Below are 19,656 nucleotides of genomic sequence, written 5' to 3' on the forward strand. Positions count from 1 at the left end.
TTCTTGTTAGGCCTGTTATTTATTTCGTTTTCTCCTCGCCCACCGCCGCTGCGTACACATCCCTGTGGTAAAGCCGCCCGAGATAATCGTCAGCACGGAATAAACGAATGTACTTCCAGACAGCAGGAGTCCGCCCACCCCAATGATGATGGCATCCATTAGCAGAATAATGACCCCTACATTAAGCGGCAGGTACCTTGCCAAGAAATGTGCCAGCAGATCCGTTCCCCCTGTGCTTGCATTGTTTCTCAGCATCAATCCAAGGCCAGTCCCAATTAGCGCCCCGCCAATGGCTGCACTAAAGATCACATTCGGGGCAAATAATTGCAAAAAATCAGCTCGCAGTGGTGATAGCAGGTCAATGACAAAAGAAGAGATCAGCATGCCTGACAAACTATTGTAAAATATTTCACGATTTAGTATCCAGGCTGCAATAAACATGGGGATACTGCACAGAATGATGACAAATCCAATATGTAGATCAAACACATAGTTGGCAATTAACGCAATGCCGATGACTCCACCGTCCAGAACTTTATGCGGGACAAGAAAAAAGTTCGTCCCCATCGCAATCAGAAAGCTGCCGATCACGATTATGACATGTTTTCGAAATGACACCATTTCCGACATCTCCATCTATAAGGGCATGTCTAATTCATATGCTTGTCATTCCGAAAAATTGCGAACTCGTTGTCCCACATTTGAAAAAAAATTCCACTCCAACATTTCTGATGCTTGGAAGATGCCTAACCTTTTACATAAAACATGCGTTCTGTTCTTGCCATTACCTTGGTTTTCATATAGGGATAATTCTCATAGCAGTAATCAACAAAGTAACCCGGTTTCTCCCCATTCCAAGGGAAAATATCGTAGTGCATCGGAATGGTCAGCTCGAAATCCGACGCTGCTGCAAGCTCGGCTGCCTCCCGGAAGCCCATATTCCCTACAATTCCGTCCTTCCGGCGGAACGCATCTCCCCCGTTGATCGGCACCATACCGATATCAATCGAATGTGCCTGCAGCCTCTCGACCAAGCCTGGATATACTACGGTATCTCCCGCATGGTAGATGAGAACGCCCTGGATATCCATCAAATATCCGACAAAACGATGTCCGTACACTTCGTCTTCATCCAAGGTTTCATGGGCAGCGGGAATCGCCATCAGGCGTACACCGTCGAGCTGCTGCCACTCATCGCATACCGCTGCAACCAGCCTTTCAGGCGCTACGCCAGCCCCCTGCATCGCTTCATGACATCGAGCCGGTGCAACAAACCATGTGTCCGGGTTCTGCCTGGCTATCACCGAGATGGTGGCAAGATCCATATGATCATCATGCTCATGGGTAATCAGCACGATATTCGCGTTCCGAATATGCTCCGGCTGCAGCGGCGCGGGAAATGCTCGCTGGAATCCGCCCCTGCGCTCAAGTTCATCCGACATATAAGGATCAATGTAAATGACGACCTCGCCACCCTTGATGACAACGCTCTCTTGTCCCAGAAACCAAACCGCCGCCATCCCGTAAGAGGTGGAAGTCTGATTGATTTCCTCTATGATTTGTTCCGGGCTCCTATCCTTGCCTTGTCCAAGCTCCTTCATCCCTCGATCTCTCCTTCCGTTATCCGTATTTCATTCGATTATAACATGCTGCAGAGCTGAGAATGTGTCACTGTTTATCCCGACGGCAGCCGCTGTGGAAGCCCACGAGGACAAAACGGGCTGGAATCGAGCATCTAAAGATGCCTGTCCCAACCCGTATAGTCATGTTTAACTTGAAATCTATTTACGCTCAAGGGGCTTCTTCCACATTCCCAGCAGCATGCCTGACAGCACAGCACCGATTACAACTGCCAGCAGGAACAGAAGCGCATGATTGGCAAGCGCGGCAACAAATATCCCTCCGTGAGGTGCAGGAACGTTAATGCTCCACAGCTGCGTCAATCCACCGGCAACCGCCGAACCGAGAATACAGGAAGTCAGCACGCGCAGTGGATCAGCGGCAGCAAACGGAATCGCGCCCTCCGTTATGAAGGAAAGACCCATCACATAGTTGGTCAGACCGGACTTTCGTTCCTGCTCCGTGAATTTGTGCTTGAACAATGTTGTGGCCAGTGCAATAGCGAGTGGAGGAACCATTCCTCCGGCCATGACCGCAGCCATCATGGCTCCGTTCGTATTGCCGCTGGACGTAAATACGCCGATCGCAAATGCATAGGCTGCTTTATTGAAGGGACCGCCCATATCAATGGACATCATCCCGCCTAAGATAAGACCTAGAATTACCGCATTTCCGGTACCCAAATTGTTAAGAATATCAACCAGACCGAGATTGATCCAGCTGAAGAACGGATCGAACAGGTAGAACATGACCGTACCGGTGATAAGAAGGCCCACAACCGGATACAGCAGAATGGGCTTTAAGCCGTCCAGCGTTCGCGGAAGACCGGCAAACGCTTTCCTCAGCAGGATGACAACATAACCCGCCAAGAATCCTGCCGCCAGACCACCAAGGAACCCCGAATTTGAATTCAATGCCATGAGACCTCCGACCATGCCGGGCATTAAAGCCGGACGGTCGCCTATGCTGAGCGCAATAAATCCCGCAAGGACCGGTATCAGGAAGTGGAAAGCACCGTCTCCGCCGCCAATCGTCTGCAGCAGCTGGAATAGCGGATGGTCCTCTCCGGCAAGCTGCTCGATGAGGAAGGAGATAGCCAGAAGAATCCCGCCACCCACAACAAAAGGCAGCATGTGAGAAATACCATTCATCAGATCTTTGTATACTTTTTTGCCGATGCCGCCTTTTTCTGCGTCCTTCGGTTGAGTTGCAGCAGCTCCGCCTTCGCTTCGGTAGATCGGCGCATCACCGCTTACCGCCTTGCGGATCAACTCCTCCGATTTGCGGATGCCATCGCTTACAGGCCGCTGCAGCACAGGCTTTCCGTTGAAACGGGCCATCTCCACATTTTTGTCTGCGGCAATGATGACACCGGTCGCTCTTCGGATTTCTTCCTCCGTCAACACGTTTTGCGCACCTTCCGAGCCATTGGTCTCCACCCGGATTTCAACGCCCATTTCCTGGGCCTTCTTCTTAAGCGCATCTTCAGCCATAAAGGTATGAGCAATACCGGTAGGACACGCTGTTACAGCCACAACAAAAGCATTCTCGTTTCCGTCAGCACCTGTCGAAATGGCTGCCTCGGAATGGCTACCGGATTCCTCGTGCTTTTCCGTTTCCTTTTTAGCCTCTTCCCGGATCCGGGCTGCTTCCTTCTCTGCCTTAACCGCTTCCTCTTCAGCCTGTTTGGTATCAAATAACTCCGTTACCTCTTCGGGCGTCTTCGTGTCCATCAATTTCCCGATAAATTCGGCATCAATCAGCAGCCGTGAAAGCGCGGCAAGCGTACGGAGATGCGTATTCCCGGCTCCCTCAGGCGCAGCGATCATGAAGAATACATAAGCTGCCTCACCATCCAGCGCTTCGAACTCCACGCCCTTGCTGCTCTTGGCAAACACAACGGTCGGTTGATTAACCGCTTTCGTTTTTGCGTGGGGCATCGCAATGCCGCCTCCGATGCCGGTACTCGATTCAGCTTCACGCTTCAGAATCATCTCTTTGAACAGGACCGGGTCATTGATTCGCCCGCTAGCGGCCAAACTGGCGATCAGTTCGTCGATGGCCGCCTCCTTCGTGACTGCCTTCAGATCCATGATCATCGTATCCTGGATCATCAAATCTGTAATTCTCATATTGGATCACTCCCTTGATTTCAATCGTGACTATTGCTGGGGCACAAGTTTCCGCAGGCTGCCTTCTTCAGATATACAGCGGCTCACCACTTCGTGATGTTAACTTGCGGAATAAGCCGATCAATGGCTTCCTTAACAGCCAGGTCGTCAGAGAACGCGGTTGCGCTGCCGGATGCAACCCCGGTTCGGAACGCCTCCAATAAATCCTTGCCAAGAGCAAGCGTGCCGACAAAACCCGCAATCATCGAATCGCCAGCTCCGACCGAGTTTCGGACTGTGCCTGACGGTACATTGGCGTGATAAACCTGATCAGCTGTAATCAACAGTGCACCTTCTCCGGCCATGGAGATCAGCACATGCTGGGCGCCTTCCTCAAGCAGCTTCCGGCCGTAGGTCACAAGCAACTCGTTCGAGTCGATAACCACGCCGAACAATTCCGCAAGTTCGTGATGATTCGGTTTAACAAGAAGCGGCCTGTGGACCAACGCCTTCATCAGGGCCTCCCCCGTTGTATCCATTACGAATTCGGCACTGCTCTTGCGGCACGCTCCGATCAGACGCTCATAGAAGCCAGGTCCCAGCGATGGTGGAACACTGCCGGACAACACAACGATATCTCCCGCCTGAAGCTGTGACAGTTTATGAAGCAGCGCGTCCGTTTCTTCTGGACGGATGACGGGTCCAAGGCCGTTGATCTCCGTCTCGTCACCGTTCTTAAGTTTCACGTTGATCCGGGTATCATCCGCGATATCTACAAAATCAGTGCGGATCCCTTCCCTACCCAGCGTCTCGTCGATATATCGTCCGGTGAAGCCACCCAGGAAGCCGATGGCAGTATTTTCAGCTCCAAGCTGGTTGAGCACCCGCGATACATTAATTCCTTTGCCGCCCGGAAACTTCATATCCCGAGTCATTCTGTTCAAACCGCCCAGCTCTATAAACTCAACTTCCACGATGTAGTCGATGGAAGGATTCAGCGTTACCGTATATATCATTATGATCCCTCAATTATGTTGGTTTTCTGTGAAATGGACTTCCGCCAAGATGGAGTCAAGGATTCCGTAATCAACGTCGCTTCGTTCAGGTCCAACAATTTGGCGAAGGAGACCTCGCCTAATTTGCTGGAATCCGCCAGGACATAACTTGACGCGGACAGCTGATGCGCTCGACGCTTAATCAAGGCTTCCTCCGGATCAGGCGTGGTATAACCCATCTCAACATCCACGCCGTTCGTGCCCAGAAAGCACCGGTCAAAGCGAAAGTTGTCCATGTTTTGAAGAGCGATGCTTCCGATGACGGCTTTGGTATGAATTTTCATCATTCCGCCCAGAAGATAGCTCTTGATTCGCTTGCTTACCAATCCTTCGATATGGGATAAGCCATTCGTAACCACGGTTACGTCCTTCGCTTCAATGAACGGTATCATCGCCAGCGTGGTCGTTCCCGCATCGATATATATGCTTTCTCCATCCACCACTTGGGCTGCCGCCAACCGGGCAACGGCATTTTTCTGTTGAATGTTTCTGAAGGTTTTCTCCTCGATGCCGGGTTCTTGCATTTTGGGACTTGGCAGAGCAGCTCCCCCATGAATGCGCTTTAATAATTGTCGTTCTTCCAGATCGATCAGATCCCGTCTTACCGTTGATTCAGAAGCTTCAAGAAGTTCCACCAATTCCTGCAGTTTCACAACACCGCGCTCTTGTAAGCGTTCTAATATGATCCGGTATCTTTCTTCCGTCAGCATAATGAATCCACCCCTTTAGAACCTATAGTAACATAATCAGCACAAAAAACAATCACAACATTTCAAAATCATTCAAAATCATTCATCAAAAGTTTCAATCGTTCACCTTGCCTGATGGTAGATCCTGGCCGTTTATTTTGTTATTGGTGATTATGTTCTTAATCGTTAGCCGGCAATCATTTGAACATCACGTAAACGTTTGTAACCGATAGCCTTTACACTATATACTGGTAACTAGGAAACTCTCACAGTATAGAAGAGGTGACATGAATGGACCAAATGAAAGAAGCCTATGAGCGAATGGGTTTGCCTGAGGATGCTACCAAGGAGCAGCTCGACGACCGGTATACCCTGCTCATGCGCCAAACCCGTTCACATCAAAGGCGGGAGCCCGACCGAGCGGAGGAGATCGAAGCCGAATTTTCGGAAATCACCAAAGCCTACAAGTTCATCCTTGAAGAAGAGACCCGCAAATCTTTGGAAGAGATGAACCAGAAACGATATGGTAAATATAAGAAATTTGCCGGGACAGCGGAGAAAACCGATCATTTCTTCCGTTATTATAAATTTCATGTACTCGGCGGCATTGCTCTGATCGGAGTACTCATTTATATCGTCATTAGTATTTTCAACCATCAGGCCGAGAAAGAACGGCTGGCCAGCCTGCCGCCGGTTGACCTGGAAGTTATGTTCCTCGGTTCTTATATGAACAAGGATGGCGGACAGGATCTCACACCGATTGAAGATGCGATTCTGGCACAATTTCCCGAATGGAAACGCGTAACCGTTACCATGAATTACGTCCCTCCTCTGGATTCCAACAACCCACAGGATGCAGCCATGCTGCAGAAGGCTCTGCTTGTGTTGTCCACCGAGCGGCCGGACCTGTACATCATGGATCAAACCGCCTATGATTGGGTGGGTAATCAAGGAATGGTGCGACCGCTTGAAGCCGAGGTGGAAGGCGTATGGAAGGATCTGTTGACCCCGGAACAACTCGTGAAGGGTACGAATGAGGAAGACGGCTCGGAGCATGTGTATGCCGTCGATATTTTAGGCAGCACCATGAGCGAGGAGCTCCCTGTTCTGAAGAAAGACATGTTTGCCGGGATTCGTGAAGGCACGGAACGCGATGCAAACGCCCAGCTCTTCATTAAGCAATATCTGGAGTCGTCCAAATAACCATCGGGTTTGGCCCATTCCTGATGTATAAACTAGGGAAGCTCCCGCTGCTTGGCCTTGCGAGCCAAACAGCGGGAGCTTTTTTTGCGGCTTTATCGATTCACAATTGGTCTTTACGCGTCCAATTCCCGCCCAATATGGCAAGAGCATTCCCTTTTCTCATTAAACAGGTTATTCTAGTAGTACAGATTCAAATAGTTGATAAAGGGAGATGTTCATGCCTGGAAAAATTAGAATTTTTGCTGACAGTACCTGCGACTTACCACCCTCGTGGATAAAAGAATATAATATCGGCATTATCCCGCTCTATGTTGTGTTTGGAGAAGAATCCCTGCGCGACGGAGTGGACATTACTCCTGAACAATTATATGCCAGGGTAGATCAGATTGGCAGCCTGCCCAAAACTGCGGCGCCCTCTCCATCCGATTTCATTGCTGCCTTCACACCTTCCATAGAGCAAGGCGAAGATATCCTGTTCCTTAGCATTTCATCCGAGCTTTCTTCCACTTACCAAAATGCGTTGATAGCCGCAGACGAATTGCCGGAAGGCCGGGTAACGGTCTTCGATTCACGCAATCTGTCATCCGGCATTGGACTGCTTGTCATGAAAGCTGTACATGCAGCGAGTGAAGGCTTGTCCATTCCAGAAATCGTTGCGCTGTTAAACCGCACCGTGAACGAAGTTGAATGCGAATTCGTTGTTGATACACTGGAATATTTGCACAAAGGCGGACGCTGCTCCGGCATGCAAAATATCATTGGCAGTCTGCTGAAAATCCGTCCGGTTATCAAAGTCGTGGACGGCAGCATGACGCCTGCTTACAAGGTTCGCGGCAAGAAAGAGAAGGCGCTGGACCAGATGATCCAGAATGCCCTCGCTCAAGTGGATAACATGGACAACGATCTGATTGTTATTGTACATACCATGGCTGAAGAGGAAGCCCGCTTCATTCAGAAAAAACTGCAGGAGAAAACCGGAGCTAGGCAAGTCAGCATTTCTACAGCCGGTTGTGTCATTTGCAGCCACTGCGGTCCTCAAACCGTCGGACTCATGTATACGAAGAAGCCTTCTTAAATAACATTTTGTTCATCATAAGACAGTTCTGCTGTGTTGCTTTAGCTGCGGGACTGTCTTTTCTTGTTTTCCATGGCTAACGGCAGCTTATGTCCTTATTAAATGGCATGTCCTCCGGCCAAACCCTACATCCTAGACTAAAGTCTAGGTGAAACATTCCCCCCGGACCGAGGACATCTTGATCCTTCGCATGGTATTCTTGGATTAATCATTTTACATAGGAAAGGAACGAAGTTTGTATGACGAAACGTACAATCTTGGCACCGCTGCTAATTCTGCTCGGCGCCTACTTACTCTTGAACCAAGGCGGTTCGGTAGGCGCCGGTTCCATCTTCGCCACATTCTGGCCCACCATGTTTGTCATACCATTAGGACTGTTTTTTCACTGGATGTACTTCTCTCTGGTAGGAAGACAGGGCATCGGGCTGCTGATCCCGGGCGGCATCCTCCTCACAGCCGGCATTGTCAGCCAGATCGCTTCCTTGTTCGACTCATGGCAAACCATGTGGCCCGGGTTCATCCTCGCCGTAGCCGCCGGGCTGTTCGAGTTCTACTGGTTCGGGTCGCGCAACAAGTGGCTGCTAATCCCCATCAACATTCTCACTGTCTTGTCGCTGCTGTTCTTCGTTGTATTCTCCATCGGGCCGATCTTGAATTACTTATCATTCGTTCAGCCTGTCATTGCCGTGCTGCTTGTGCTGGGCGGAGCTTGGCTGATTCTCGGACGGAAGAGACACGGATAAATCGAGTCGGATCTGCATGTACCACTCATAAACAAACAGAAAAGGGCACGTCGAAAGGTTAAATCCCTTCGAGTGCCCTTGGTCTATTCAGCCTTGAGTGATTATGAAGACGCTGCCGCTGCTAAGGTTTCATTACTCTGAAACAGATGATGAACACTGCGGATATAACGAACGGTTCTTGTGCCGGAATACATCATGACCGAATGCGTTTCGGCACGCTGACCCATATATTTAACGCCGCGCAGGAAATCCCCGGCCGTAACGCCGGTAGCTACAAACAGTACGCCTTCCCGCCCTACCATATCCTCCATCGACAGCAGCTGCTCCGGATGTTTCAAGCCCATAGCCTGACATCTTACATAATCCTCCGGTGTCTCCGGTATAAGCCGCCCCTGGATTTCTCCGCCCAGACATTTCAGGGCAGCAGCGGCAAGCACACCTTCCGGTGCTCCTCCGGAACCCACATAGAGATCCACCTCGCTGTCGGTGCAGGTCTCGATCGCACCCATGACATCGCCATGACTCAGCAGCTTGATTCTTACCCCGGACTCCCTCAAGTCTCGAATCATGGAGCTGTGACGCTCACGATCCAGAATGGAGACCGTCATCTCCGACAGCGGTTTTGATAACAGCTCAGATGCCTTTTGAAGCGTAACCGCAATGGGATCGTCCAAACTCAGCTTGCCTGCAAGCTCAGGTCCTACCGCAAGCTTATGCATATAGATATCAGGTGCATGCAGAAGGGTTCCCTGAGGAGCGGCTGCAATCACAGACAGGGCGTTATTCAGCCCGTTTGCTACCGTTTCGGTTCCTTCGAGAGGATCGACGGCCACATCCATCTTCGGACCTTTGCCGTTCCCTACGCGCTCTCCAATATACAGCATGGGCGCTTCATCCATCTCGCCTTCCCCAATGACAACAACCCCATCCATCGCTGCGGAATCAAAATGCTTGCGCATGGCGACCGTAGCGGCTTCATCAGCACTGTTCTTGTCTCCTCTTCCTGTCCACCGGGCGGATTGCAATGCCGCTTCCTCCGTCACTCTTACAAGCTCCAATGCTAATGAACTCTCCATTATGAATCCCCTCCTTCTGCTTTTTTCCATACCCATTCCTGCCTGCTTACTTCAAGAAATTCATAATCAGACCTGCGGATTCCTCTATGGCCTTGTCGGTGACATCGATGACAGGGCATCCCAGTTCTGTATACAGCGACAAGGCATAATCCAGCTCCTCTTGTATCCTTTCAAGGGATGCGTACTGTACCTGATGCGGGAGCCCCATTACTTTTAAGCGCTCGCTGCGGATTTTGAGAAGATGCTCCGGCTCTATCGTAAGTCCAATGATGTTCCCATTCGTTACTTCTCTAAGCTGGGATGGGGGTGACATCTCCGGCACAATCGGAAAATTCACCGTCTTGTAGCCTTTATGAGCGAGAAACATCGATAGCGGCGTCTTCGAGATTCTGGATACGCCCAGCAGGATGATATCCGCCTTCAAGATGGCACTCACATCTTTGCCATCGTCATACTGAACAGCAAATTCCATCGCTTCCACACGCCGGAAGTAGCTGTCGTCGAGCCGGTGCAGCAGCCCCGGCAGCCGTTTGGGATAGTCGTTAAACGTATCGGCGAACGCCTGCATCATCGGACCCATAATATCCACTGTACGAATATTGAGCCGCACGGCTTCCTCTCGAATGACCTCGCGAAGCTCCGGCTGCACGAGCGTGTAAGCCACAAAACCTCCGCGCCGTGCCACCTCCTCCATCAGCTCGGTCAATTCATCTTCTTCCCGTACATTCATATATCGCTTAATCTCTGTATTCGGGAGCTCGAACTGGCGCAATGTAGCTTGGACAACCGCTTCGGCCGTCTCCCCGATGGAGTCTGAACAGATTGCTATGAAATGAGTTATTGCCTGATTCATCCGATTCCTCCCACTATTCCTCGGCTACCATGTCGAGCAGCATTTTGATGATATTTGTTTTCGTGATCCGGCCCACGACCTTCCAGTGCTCCCCCGGATTCCCCGTGGTGGATGGCACAACAACCGGCAAGCTGTCGATTTGATGATTGATGATTTTACGTGCGGCGTCCAGTACCGTATCTTCCGGCTGAACAGTTGTCACATTCGCCTGGCGGGTCATAATCAGGCTTACCGGCATGGAGGACGCCGTCGGATTTCCAAGCGTCACCTTGAGCAGATCCTTGCGGGACACAATGCCCGCGAGATGACCATCGGCGTCGGTAACGATCAGATTCCCTACATTCTCCAGAAACAAGGATACAACGGCCTCGTGAATCGTCGTTGTCTCGCGTACAATTACCGGAACGCCGTGCAGGTCGCCAACCTTCATTTTGAGAAGGCGGAACTTCTCCTCCCGGTCAGGAGTTCCCCGCTTCCCCAGAAAATACCCTACCTTGGGTTTGGCATCGATATAATCCAACACCACAAGCTTGGATAAATCGGTGCGAAGCGTAGCTCGGCTGACATTCAGCATCTCCGCAATCTGATCTCCTGTAATGGGTGCGTGTTTTTTTACGATATCGACGATATCCTGCTGCCTTGTCGTCAGTTCGATAGTGATCCCTCCTGCATGCATTTCCTCTACTTGCCGATATAATACGTCATATATATTATATATGCAACATATTTTCGTCTAAATTTGCTTTATTGGGTATCAATATTTTTTTTAGTTCCCATCAAAAAAGCTTATAATTCAATAAAAAAGCATGCCCTCGGAACAGACGTCCCTTAAGCATGCTTTCGTTTTCATTTTGGCTAATCGTTATGATGATCCATCCTTGGGCCCGGTGCCTTTGCATTCTCCTTTGCCGCAATATCCGTAGATGATCTTTACGCCGTCGGTAGGAATCGTGTCCACCATTTCATCGCATCTGGAGCAAATAATAAGCCCCCATTCCTCGTTCCCATTGCCCTTTACTGCCTCCGGACTTGTTAACGCTTTCATAACATTTCCTCCTTATGTTTATTGACTTTGCTGCAAGGCAGTTGCTTGCTCGTTAAGGGGCCGAATTCAATTCTCCTCTGCTTACTCATCCCTTTATTTTCCACTATATTCTTAATGTATTGGGTAAGAAATGAAGATATGAGTCAATCATGTTTAATGTATTAAAAAACATGGTAAGTAAATTTCGTGATAATTACCATTCTTGCCGAGAATGAGGATACCCTTATTTTGGAATGGTATGATAATATATACTTCAGATTAAATAGAAATTGACATTTTAGACGGAGGGTTTGGATTGAAGAACACTTGGCAGCTCATTAAGAAAGGAAACACCTCTTCAGCGATTGCGGCTTTGGGCAACACCGGATTGTCTATTATTAAGGCAATTGCCGCCTCCATCAGCGGCAGCGGAACGATGTTTGCATCCGCCATGCACTCGGTGGCTGACGCCGTGAACCAGGGATTTGTATTTGTGGGCAGCGTACTGGCAGAGCGAAAGCCAACCAAGAAGTTCCCGACCGGATTCGGCAGGGTTATTAATCTGGTCTGCATGGTTGCTGTTATCGTGGTGACCATCATGGCGTATGAAACGATACTCAAAGGGTTCAAGTTATTAAAGCACCCTGAAGAAGCTACGAATTTCTGGCTCAATTTTATCGTACTGGTCATCGCTGTCATTATAGACGGCTCCATTCTGATGAAAGCCATGAAAGAGATTATGAAGGAAACCCGCGTTCAAGCAACCGGTTTTGCCTTGCTGCCTGCCGCATTCAAAAATGCCGGTCGCGCTGCTCCGCCAACAAGGCTGGTGTTCTATGAAGACATTGTTGCCACGCTTGGCGCCCTCTTCGCTCTCATTGCCATCGTGTTTGCGCATTTCATGGATTTCCTCATCCTGGACGGAATTGCTACGATTCTGATCGGCTGCCTGATGGTCGGCGTTGCCTTTAAAGTTGGATATGACAACATGGTGGGCTTGATCGGAGTTGCCGCGCCTAAGGATGTCGAGGAGAAAATCTCCAATCTCATTCTTAACGACCCGGACGTGCGGGATATCAACCGTCTGCGTATTCTGCAAGAGGGCCGCAACTATCACGTGGAGGCGTATATCGAACTGAAAAAAGGGATGTCGCTTGCCGAAGCCAGCCATACCAAAATGAGAATCAACGCCATACTGACACAGGATCCGAATATCTCGGATGTAACTCTGGGTATCCTGGAAGACGACGGAATCAAGCTGTGGAATCCTCGCGAGGATCTGGATCAATAAACGGAAAGAGGCAACCTTCAAGGTCTGATGGACCCGAGGGATGCCTCTTCTTTTTTTGCCCTAATGATTAATGATTGCGTTTAAGAAACTCATCCATGCGCGCATAAGCGATTTTTTCATTGGCCTTTTTGGTGATGCCATGGCCTTCATCGTCAAACACAAGGTATTCCACATCCCGGCCTTTAGCCCGGAGCGCCTCGACGATTTGGTCGGATTCCTCCTTAACGACACGCGGATCGTTAGCCCCTTGAATGATCAGCATCGGATTCACCATGTCATCCAGATACGTAATCGGCGAATCCTTAATGAATCTTTCCTTATCCCGCTCCGGATCGCCAATCCAGCGCTCCATAATCGGTTTCCAATGCTCCGGTACCGAGTTGTAGAAGGTAAACAGATTGCTGACCCCGACGATATCGATAGCAGCCTTGAAATACTCCGGATTGCGCCCTGCCAGCAGTAATGTCATATAACCGCCATAACTTCCACCCATGACAAAGAGTTTCTCCCGGCTTGAAATACCTTGCTCAAACAGCCAATCCATCCCTGCCAGACAGTCCTTGCGCGGTCCCTCGCCCCAATCCTGTTCCACCAATTTCACGAAGGAGCTGCCATAACCCGTACTGCCGCGGAAGTTTGGACAGAAGATGTTGTATCCCTTGGCTAAAATATACTGGAACATGGAGCGGAACTGCTTGCGCTCCGAGGCTTGCGGACCTCCATGCGGCCAAAATACCGTATAACCGTTCGCAACATGGGATTGGGCACGGAACAAGAGCGCCTCGATCTCCATGCCGTCAAAAGAGTTATAGGTCACGACATCCGGCGCCACCAAATCCTCATCGGTTAATCCTGTCAGAACGTTCTTGGTTATCATGCTCCACTTGCCGTCCGCATAGCGGTAAATGTTAAGCGGCTTCACGGCACCACGGGCGAGCAGGTACAGATGGCCCGACTTTGTCACATTCAGCTGCTCCACAATGTCGGAAGGAAGCGGTATGGGCGTTAACTCGCCGCTATCGAGCGAATAGGCATACAGCCGATCCTCCACCCCTTTCTCCGTAACGATGTACAGCGTCTGCGAATCCTTATGATAGCGCAGGAGCTGGATGCTTTCCCGATCGATACGGCACAAGGGCTCAAACTTCTGCTGAGGAATATCGTAGCGGGCAACGTAGGAAAATTCCGATTCATAATCCGTAGCAAAAATGACTTGATCGTTGTCAACAAACAGCGCATCGCCCGAAATATGCACCTGCTCAGGAGAAGGGGTCAGGCACAACGGCTCTTCGCCTTCACGCTGCACATAACTCACATAGTAGGTGTTGGCATACATTTTGGTGTATGCGATGGTCTTCTCATCGGGACTTACTGCACACATTTCGGTTGACGTATCCTTGCCCTCAAGCAGGAGTTGATCCTCTTTGGTGTCCAGATGATACACGCGCGAGTTCAGGAAGGATGGATTGTCTTTCGAAGTTACATAGTATAAGCGTCTGCCGTCCTCTGACAGATGTACAAAATAATGCTTGTCATCCCCTGACGCTCCTTCAAACAGAGGAATCGGCTCCCCGCCGTTCCAGCGCAGCGCGTGGAATTGATAGTTCTCATTCCCATCACGGTCAAAGGCTGTTAAAATATGTCGTCCTTCCGGGTCGAGCTTGATAAAGCTGCTGATCTGATCATTGTATGTAAGCGGGTAAGGGTAAGCTGTATCCCCTGCTAAATCCATCGCCCATAAATTAAACTTTCCGTTCAGACTGCTGCTGAACACAAGCCGTGACTCGTCTGCACTGATTCCAAAAGTACGAATACTGTACGTTTGAAAAAACTGTTCTACATCGGGTTTGGGAAATTCAATCATCCATATGCCTCCCTACTTCATATTATTGTCCATCGGTTAATAAATGGGCAAGTCTTCCAATCCGCTGGATTACTCCCATTATAACGCAAAGTTTCATACAGAACATCATTACATAGACCGGACGCTTCCTACATCTTCAGACTGGGCTGAAAGCCCAGTTTCTAGAAGCGGCCTGTACATATTCACGCCCTCCCCTCTTCAGCCCGCATATCTGCAGCGAGTTGCCATATAAATGATAAGAACCATGTTTTTCATGACGAAGGGGGGATCCTCGTGCACCAAGACGAGATCGCGGAACTGGAACGTTCTATTGCGGAGATTACCGAAATCGCTACAGGCTTTGGCCTTGATTTTTACCCTATGCGATATGAGATCTGCCCGGCAGACATCATATACACCTTCGGCGCCTACGGCATGCCCACCCGGTTCAGCCATTGGAGCTTTGGAAAAACCTTTAATAAAATGAAGTTGCAATACGACTTCGGCCTTAGCAAAATATACGAACTCGTCATCAACTCCAATCCGTGCTACGCGTTTCTCCTGGACGGCAATTCCCTGATCCAGAACAAACTCATTGTGGCCCATGTGCTGGCACACTGTGATTTCTTCAAGAACAACGCCCGCTTCTCCGTCTCCAACCGCAATATGGTCGAGAGCATGTCGGCAACGGCCGAGCGTATCTCCCGCTATGAGATTGAGCACGGGACCGAAGCGGTTGAGCAGTTTATCGATGCTGTGCTTGCGATTCAGGAGCATGTAGATCCTCATATTATTAGACCGGATAAACTCGACAAGCAGCGTTACAATGCTCGCCGGGTACTGGAGCGCAAGGAGGAAGCCAAACGGCATAAGCCCCCTGGCCGGTACGACGATTTGTGGGACATCGATGAAGAAAAGCAAGAGAAAGCCGAGAATTCAACCCCGACACCAAAGCGCTTCCCGCCGGAACCGGAGAAAGACATCATGTGGTTTATTCAGGAACACTCCGATATTCTGGAGGATTGGCAGCGGGATATCATGAGCATGCTGCGAGAGGAGATGCTGTACTTCTGGCCGCAGATGGAAACGAAGATCATGAACGAAGGCTGGGCTTCGTACTGGCATCAGCGCATCCTGCGGGAAATGGATCTGACCAGCGAGGAAACCGTGGAATTCGCCAAGCTTAACGCCTCGGTCGTACAGCCGTCACGCCACAGCCTGAACCCTTATTACCTCGGGCTTAAGATTTTCGAGGATATCGAACGCCGCTGGGACCGGGAGAAGATGTTTGATGTACGCGAATATGATTCGGACATCTCATTCCTGCGCAATTATTTGACAAAGGAATTAGTGGAGGATCTGGATCTCTACGTGTTTGAGAAAAAGGGGCCGGAGTGGAAAATCACCGACAAAGCATGGGAGAATATCCGCGACCAGCTGGTCGTTTCCCGTGTGAACGGAGGTTCCCCGTTTCTCGTCATTACCGATGGCGATCATCTCCGTTCCGGTGAGATGATGATCAAGCATTTATACGAAGGGATTGAGCTTGACCTTAAATACATGGAACGCACCATCCCTTATGTTTACCGGCTCTGGGGCAAACCTGTGCATCTGCACAGCATGATCGAAGGCAAACCGATTCTGTTCTCCTATGACGGCAAGAAACTTCATCGGCGATTTATTTAACAGTGCTTGATGCATGGATATATCTGCTTACAACAACAGCACCCGCGAGTGAGTGAATCCCTCATCGCGGGTGCTTTGTTTACCGATATTCAACGATCCATGCGTAGGCTGCTTGACCTAGACGGTCACCTTCTCAGCTTGCTTCAAGGTTTCGACATGGGTATCATGCTTCTGAACATCATACTCATGTTGAAGCGATTCCAAATCATCAGCCAGCTTCTCCATCATCTTCACGAAGGCAGCCAGTTCCTGCGAGCTTGCCGCCTGATTGCGGGCATTAATTGACGTTTTCTCCGATTCCTGTTCAACGAGCCCCAGCTTGCGGATGATGCCGCTGACCTTGTCCTGAATTTCGTCCATCGCCTTCTTGGAATGGGTGGCAAGCTTTCGCACTTCGCCAGCAACAACTTCGAAACCTCGGCCTAACTCGCCAGCATGAGCTGCTTCAATCGCGGCATTCAGGCCGAGCAAGTGGCTCTGATCCGAAATTTCCCGGATCAAACTCCCCATCTGTTCGATGTGCAGGATTTCATTGCCAAGCTCCGAAGTTAGTGTATGCGCTTTATCCTGCGCTTCTGCTGTCTTCATGGCATTGTCGGCCATAAGCGCTGCACTTTGATCCAGCTCCACAATCATGGCGGTCAATTCCTGGACTGCTTCTGTAATCGCTTCCAACATTTTTTGCTGATCCGTGACCAATCGGTTAATCTTCTCTTTCTCTTTCATTTCGTAAGCTTCCAGTACGAGCTGGGAATCCAAATTAAACATTTTGCTAAGCGCATGCACCACTTGAGTCCACTGATCCGGCACGATTTGTTTCAGCAAATCGGCTGCAATATCAAGATACACCATGTAGCTTCCGAGATAATAGTCCGTTGTCAGGCCAATTCTGGAATGAACCTGTCCGATCTTGATTCGGTCGGAAATGTAAGACTCATCCACTCTGCCAGCTGCGAGTGACAACCAATACACCCGCTGGGTCTCCTTCAGCCGCTCCATGGTCGAGGTACGATCAATAATCTGCATCAGCTGCGGCTGTGTGCCGATCTGCGCGTAAAACCGGTTAACGACCTCTTCCACGACCTTCTCAAACACATCACGATGGTTGGCTAACAGCGCCAACCCGTGCTCATCCAATCCGATAAACTCCAGCTGTTGACGTCTTTTTGGGGAAACATCAATCATTTCGAAAAATCCACTCCTAAATAGCGTGATCCATATCACAGGTTCAAGTACTTAGGGTCCATTATAGCCTATATTTACCACCTGGACATAATCCTAAAGTCCTAATTACACGCAGGTTTGCACCAATCATAACCAGGATAACTCCTTTATAAACCGTGAGAAACCACCCCGAATCCATAGAGTAGTCTCTCACGTTAATCACTTTGTTCTAGATTACAACTTCAACATACAGCTTCGACATTACCGGTTCAACAGACTGCCCACATAGCGCAGCAGCTCGTTGGCACATACCGGGCAATATCCATGCTCCTCAATCAATCTGGAGCTGACCTCGTTGATCCGTTTCAACTGCACGGCATCCGGTGTTTTGGTCGAGGTTGTAATCTTGACGATATCCTTGAGATCGGTGAACAGCTTCTTCTCAATCGCTTCGCGCAGGCGCTCATGATTGTGGTACTCGAATTTTTTGCCCTTGCGCGAGTAGGCTGAGATGCGAATCATAATCTCTTCCCGGAAAGCCTTCTTCGCATTTTCCGAGACTCCGATCTGCTCCTCGATCGAGCGCATCAGTCTTTCATCCGGATCCATCTCCTCATCGGTCAGCGGATCGCGGATTTTCGTCCAGTTGCAGAACGCCTCGATATTATCCAGATAATTCTCAAACAGCGTCTTGGCGGACTCTTCGAAGGAATACACAAAAGCCTTCTGCACCTCCTTCTTGGCCAAGTCATCATATTCCTTACGTGCGGCGGCGATGAAGTTCAGATAACGCTCCCGTTCGTCCTTCGTGATGGAAGCATGCTGATCCAGACCGTCCTTGATCGCCCGCAGCATATCCAGCGCGTTAATGCACTGAAGATCTTGCTTAATAAGAGCACTTGATATCCGGTTGATGACATAACGCGGGTCAATACCGGACATCCCCTCTTCCAGGTATTCATTCTGCATCTCTTTTAAATCCGCTTCTTTATAGCCCTCTACTTCCACACCGTCGTACATGCGCATTTTTTTGATCAAGTCCATGCCCTGCTTCTTCGTTTCCTTCAGGCGCGTCAATACGGAGAATATGGCGGCTGAACGAAGGGCATGCGGCGCCACATGGATATGCTTCATATCACTTTGGCCAATCAGCTTTGAGTAGATTTTCTCCTCATCACTGACTCTCAGATTATAGGGAATCGGCATCACAATCATCCGGGACTGCAGCGCCTCATTTTTCTTGTTTGCTATAAACGCTTTGTACTCGGATTCGTTGGTATGGGCCACAATCAGCTCATCCGCGCTGATCAGCGCAAACCGGCCTGCTTTAAAGTTTCCTTCCTGGGTCAGGGACAATAAATTCCACAGAAACTTCTCATCGCATTTCAGCATCTCCTGAAATTCCATCAGACCGCGGTTTGCCTTGTTCAACTCGCCGTCAAAACGGTACGCGCGAGGATCGGATTCTGAGCCATATTCCGTAATGGTGGAAAAATCGATGCTGCCGGTTAAGTCCGCAATGTCCTGGGATTTAGGGTCGGAAGGGCTGAATGTCCCGATGCCGACTCTGCTCTCCTCGGAGATGAGCACCCGCTGGACTTCAACCTGCTCGATATCTCCGCCGTATTCGGTTTTGAGTCTCAACTGGCAGGCCGGGCACAAATTCCCCTCAATTCGAACGCCAAGCTCCTTCTCGATTTCCGGTCTGAGCTCAAGAGGAATCAAATGCAGCGGTTCCTCCTGCATCGGGCAGCCGGAGATCGCATACACCGCTCCCCGGTCGGTACGGGAATGCTTCTCCAGGCCCCTCTTCAGCAGCGTAACCAAGGTCGATTTACCGCCGCTGACCGGCCCCATAAGCAGCAGTATGCGTTTGCGTACATCGAGCCTGCGGGCCGCGGAATGGAAATATTCCTCTACGAGTTTCTCAACCGCACGGTCGAGACCGAAAATTTCCTGTTCAAAAAACTTATATTTTTTCTGGCCCCCGATCTCCTCAAAACCGTAGGATTCGATCATGTCATATACACGGGCATGTGCCGTCATGGCTGGAGAGGGGTCCTTCTTCAGCAATTCGATGTATTCCCTGAATGTGCCGCTCCACGCCAAACGGTCGCCTTCAGCCCGATACGATGCTATGCGTTCGAAAATATCCATATCGCTACCTCCTATGAGTCTGTTTATGGGGATTGGCTTCCATTCCACAGCGTCATTAGAAAACAT

17 protein-coding genes are annotated in these 19,656 nt (G+C 49.9%); 5 read left to right on the forward strand and 12 right to left on the reverse strand.

All coding sequences use genetic code 11. The features are described from left to right. Positions 1-15: 15 nt before the first annotated feature. The 5 genes from PGL02S_RS17295 to PGL02S_RS17315 form a co-directional block, all read right to left on the reverse strand. Positions 16-621: a YitT family protein gene (locus PGL02S_RS17295; protein ID WP_006212155.1), complete on the reverse strand. Its 606-nt coding sequence runs from the start codon at positions 619-621 to the stop codon at positions 16-18. Between the two features lie 125 nt (positions 622-746). Beyond that, entirely contained in the window at positions 747-1,601 is an 855-nt protein-coding gene (locus PGL02S_RS17300; protein WP_006212156.1) for an MBL fold metallo-hydrolase, read from the reverse strand. Between the two features lie 180 nt (positions 1,602-1,781). Beyond that, positions 1,782-3,752 (reverse strand): PTS fructose transporter subunit IIABC, encoded by a 1,971-nt coding sequence (locus PGL02S_RS17305; protein ID WP_036639601.1) that lies wholly within the window; start codon positions 3,750-3,752, stop codon positions 1,782-1,784. Positions 3,753-3,835: 83 nt separating this feature from the next. Next, entirely contained in the window at positions 3,836-4,747 is a 912-nt protein-coding gene (gene pfkB / locus PGL02S_RS17310; protein WP_036639603.1) for a 1-phosphofructokinase, read from the reverse strand. Continuing rightward, positions 4,747-5,496: a DeoR/GlpR family DNA-binding transcription regulator gene (locus PGL02S_RS17315; protein ID WP_036639604.1), complete on the reverse strand. Its 750-nt coding sequence runs from the start codon at positions 5,494-5,496 to the stop codon at positions 4,747-4,749. The genes pfkB and PGL02S_RS17315 overlap by 1 nt, the downstream gene beginning before the upstream one ends. A gap of 270 nt (positions 5,497-5,766) precedes the next feature. On the opposite strand from PGL02S_RS17315, the gene PGL02S_RS17320 reads away from it, so the two are divergent. From PGL02S_RS17320 to PGL02S_RS17330, 3 genes are all read left to right on the forward strand, one after another. Beyond that, entirely contained in the window at positions 5,767-6,678 is a 912-nt protein-coding gene (locus PGL02S_RS17320) for a J domain-containing protein (RefSeq protein ID WP_006212161.1), read from the forward strand. Between the two features lie 217 nt (positions 6,679-6,895). After that, a complete protein-coding gene (locus PGL02S_RS17325; RefSeq protein ID WP_036639606.1) occupies positions 6,896-7,753 on the forward strand; it encodes a DegV family protein in 858 nt (285 codons plus the stop codon). A gap of 239 nt (positions 7,754-7,992) precedes the next feature. After that, positions 7,993-8,496: a hypothetical protein gene (locus PGL02S_RS17330; protein WP_036639609.1), complete on the forward strand. Its 504-nt coding sequence runs from the start codon at positions 7,993-7,995 to the stop codon at positions 8,494-8,496. Between the two features lie 101 nt (positions 8,497-8,597). On the opposite strand, the gene glpX is transcribed toward PGL02S_RS17330, so the two are convergent. The 4 genes from glpX to PGL02S_RS17350 form a co-directional block, all read right to left on the reverse strand. Further along, positions 8,598-9,572, reverse strand: coding sequence for a class II fructose-bisphosphatase (gene glpX, locus PGL02S_RS17335; RefSeq protein ID WP_006212164.1), 975 nt, complete (start codon positions 9,570-9,572; stop codon positions 8,598-8,600). 46 nt (positions 9,573-9,618) lie between these two features. Further along, a complete protein-coding gene (locus tag PGL02S_RS17340; RefSeq protein ID WP_006212165.1) occupies positions 9,619-10,425 on the reverse strand; it encodes a pyruvate, water dikinase regulatory protein in 807 nt (268 codons plus the stop codon). Between the two features lie 13 nt (positions 10,426-10,438). Further along, the gene (locus PGL02S_RS17345) at positions 10,439-11,101 is read right to left on the reverse strand and encodes a helix-turn-helix transcriptional regulator (protein ID WP_006212166.1); all 663 of its coding nucleotides are present in this window, start codon (positions 11,099-11,101) and stop codon (positions 10,439-10,441) included. Positions 11,102-11,287: 186 nt separating this feature from the next. Then, entirely contained in the window at positions 11,288-11,470 is a 183-nt protein-coding gene (locus tag PGL02S_RS17350; RefSeq protein ID WP_006212167.1) for a GapA-binding peptide SR1P, read from the reverse strand. A gap of 295 nt (positions 11,471-11,765) precedes the next feature. On the opposite strand from PGL02S_RS17350, the gene PGL02S_RS17355 reads away from it, so the two are divergent. Further along, positions 11,766-12,740, forward strand: coding sequence for a cation diffusion facilitator family transporter (locus PGL02S_RS17355; protein WP_006212168.1), 975 nt, complete (start codon positions 11,766-11,768; stop codon positions 12,738-12,740). A 67-nt stretch (positions 12,741-12,807) separates the two neighbouring features. Here the strand turns inward: PGL02S_RS17355 and PGL02S_RS17360 are convergent, their stop codons facing one another. Continuing rightward, the gene (locus PGL02S_RS17360; protein WP_036639612.1) at positions 12,808-14,604 is read right to left on the reverse strand and encodes a S9 family peptidase; all 1,797 of its coding nucleotides are present in this window, start codon (positions 14,602-14,604) and stop codon (positions 12,808-12,810) included. Between the two features lie 273 nt (positions 14,605-14,877). Here PGL02S_RS17360 and PGL02S_RS17365 point away from each other — a divergent pair, with 273 nt between their 5' ends. Continuing rightward, a complete protein-coding gene (locus PGL02S_RS17365; RefSeq protein WP_006212170.1) occupies positions 14,878-16,269 on the forward strand; it encodes a SpoVR family protein in 1,392 nt (463 codons plus the stop codon). 117 nt (positions 16,270-16,386) lie between these two features. Here PGL02S_RS17365 and PGL02S_RS17370 read toward each other — a convergent pair whose 3' ends face one another. After that, positions 16,387-17,454: a globin-coupled sensor protein gene (locus PGL02S_RS17370; RefSeq protein ID WP_036639614.1), complete on the reverse strand. Its 1,068-nt coding sequence runs from the start codon at positions 17,452-17,454 to the stop codon at positions 16,387-16,389. A gap of 240 nt (positions 17,455-17,694) precedes the next feature. Next, complete coding sequence (locus PGL02S_RS17375; protein WP_036639617.1) at positions 17,695-19,590, reverse strand: PrkA family serine protein kinase; 1,896 nt, start codon at positions 19,588-19,590, stop codon at positions 17,695-17,697. Positions 19,591-19,656: the final 66 nt, after the last annotated feature.

The sequence above is a fragment of the Paenibacillus glucanolyticus NBRC 15330 genome (assembly GCF_004000885.1).
Classification (GTDB): Bacteria; Bacillota; Bacilli; order Paenibacillales; family Paenibacillaceae; genus Paenibacillus_AQ; species Paenibacillus_AQ glucanolyticus.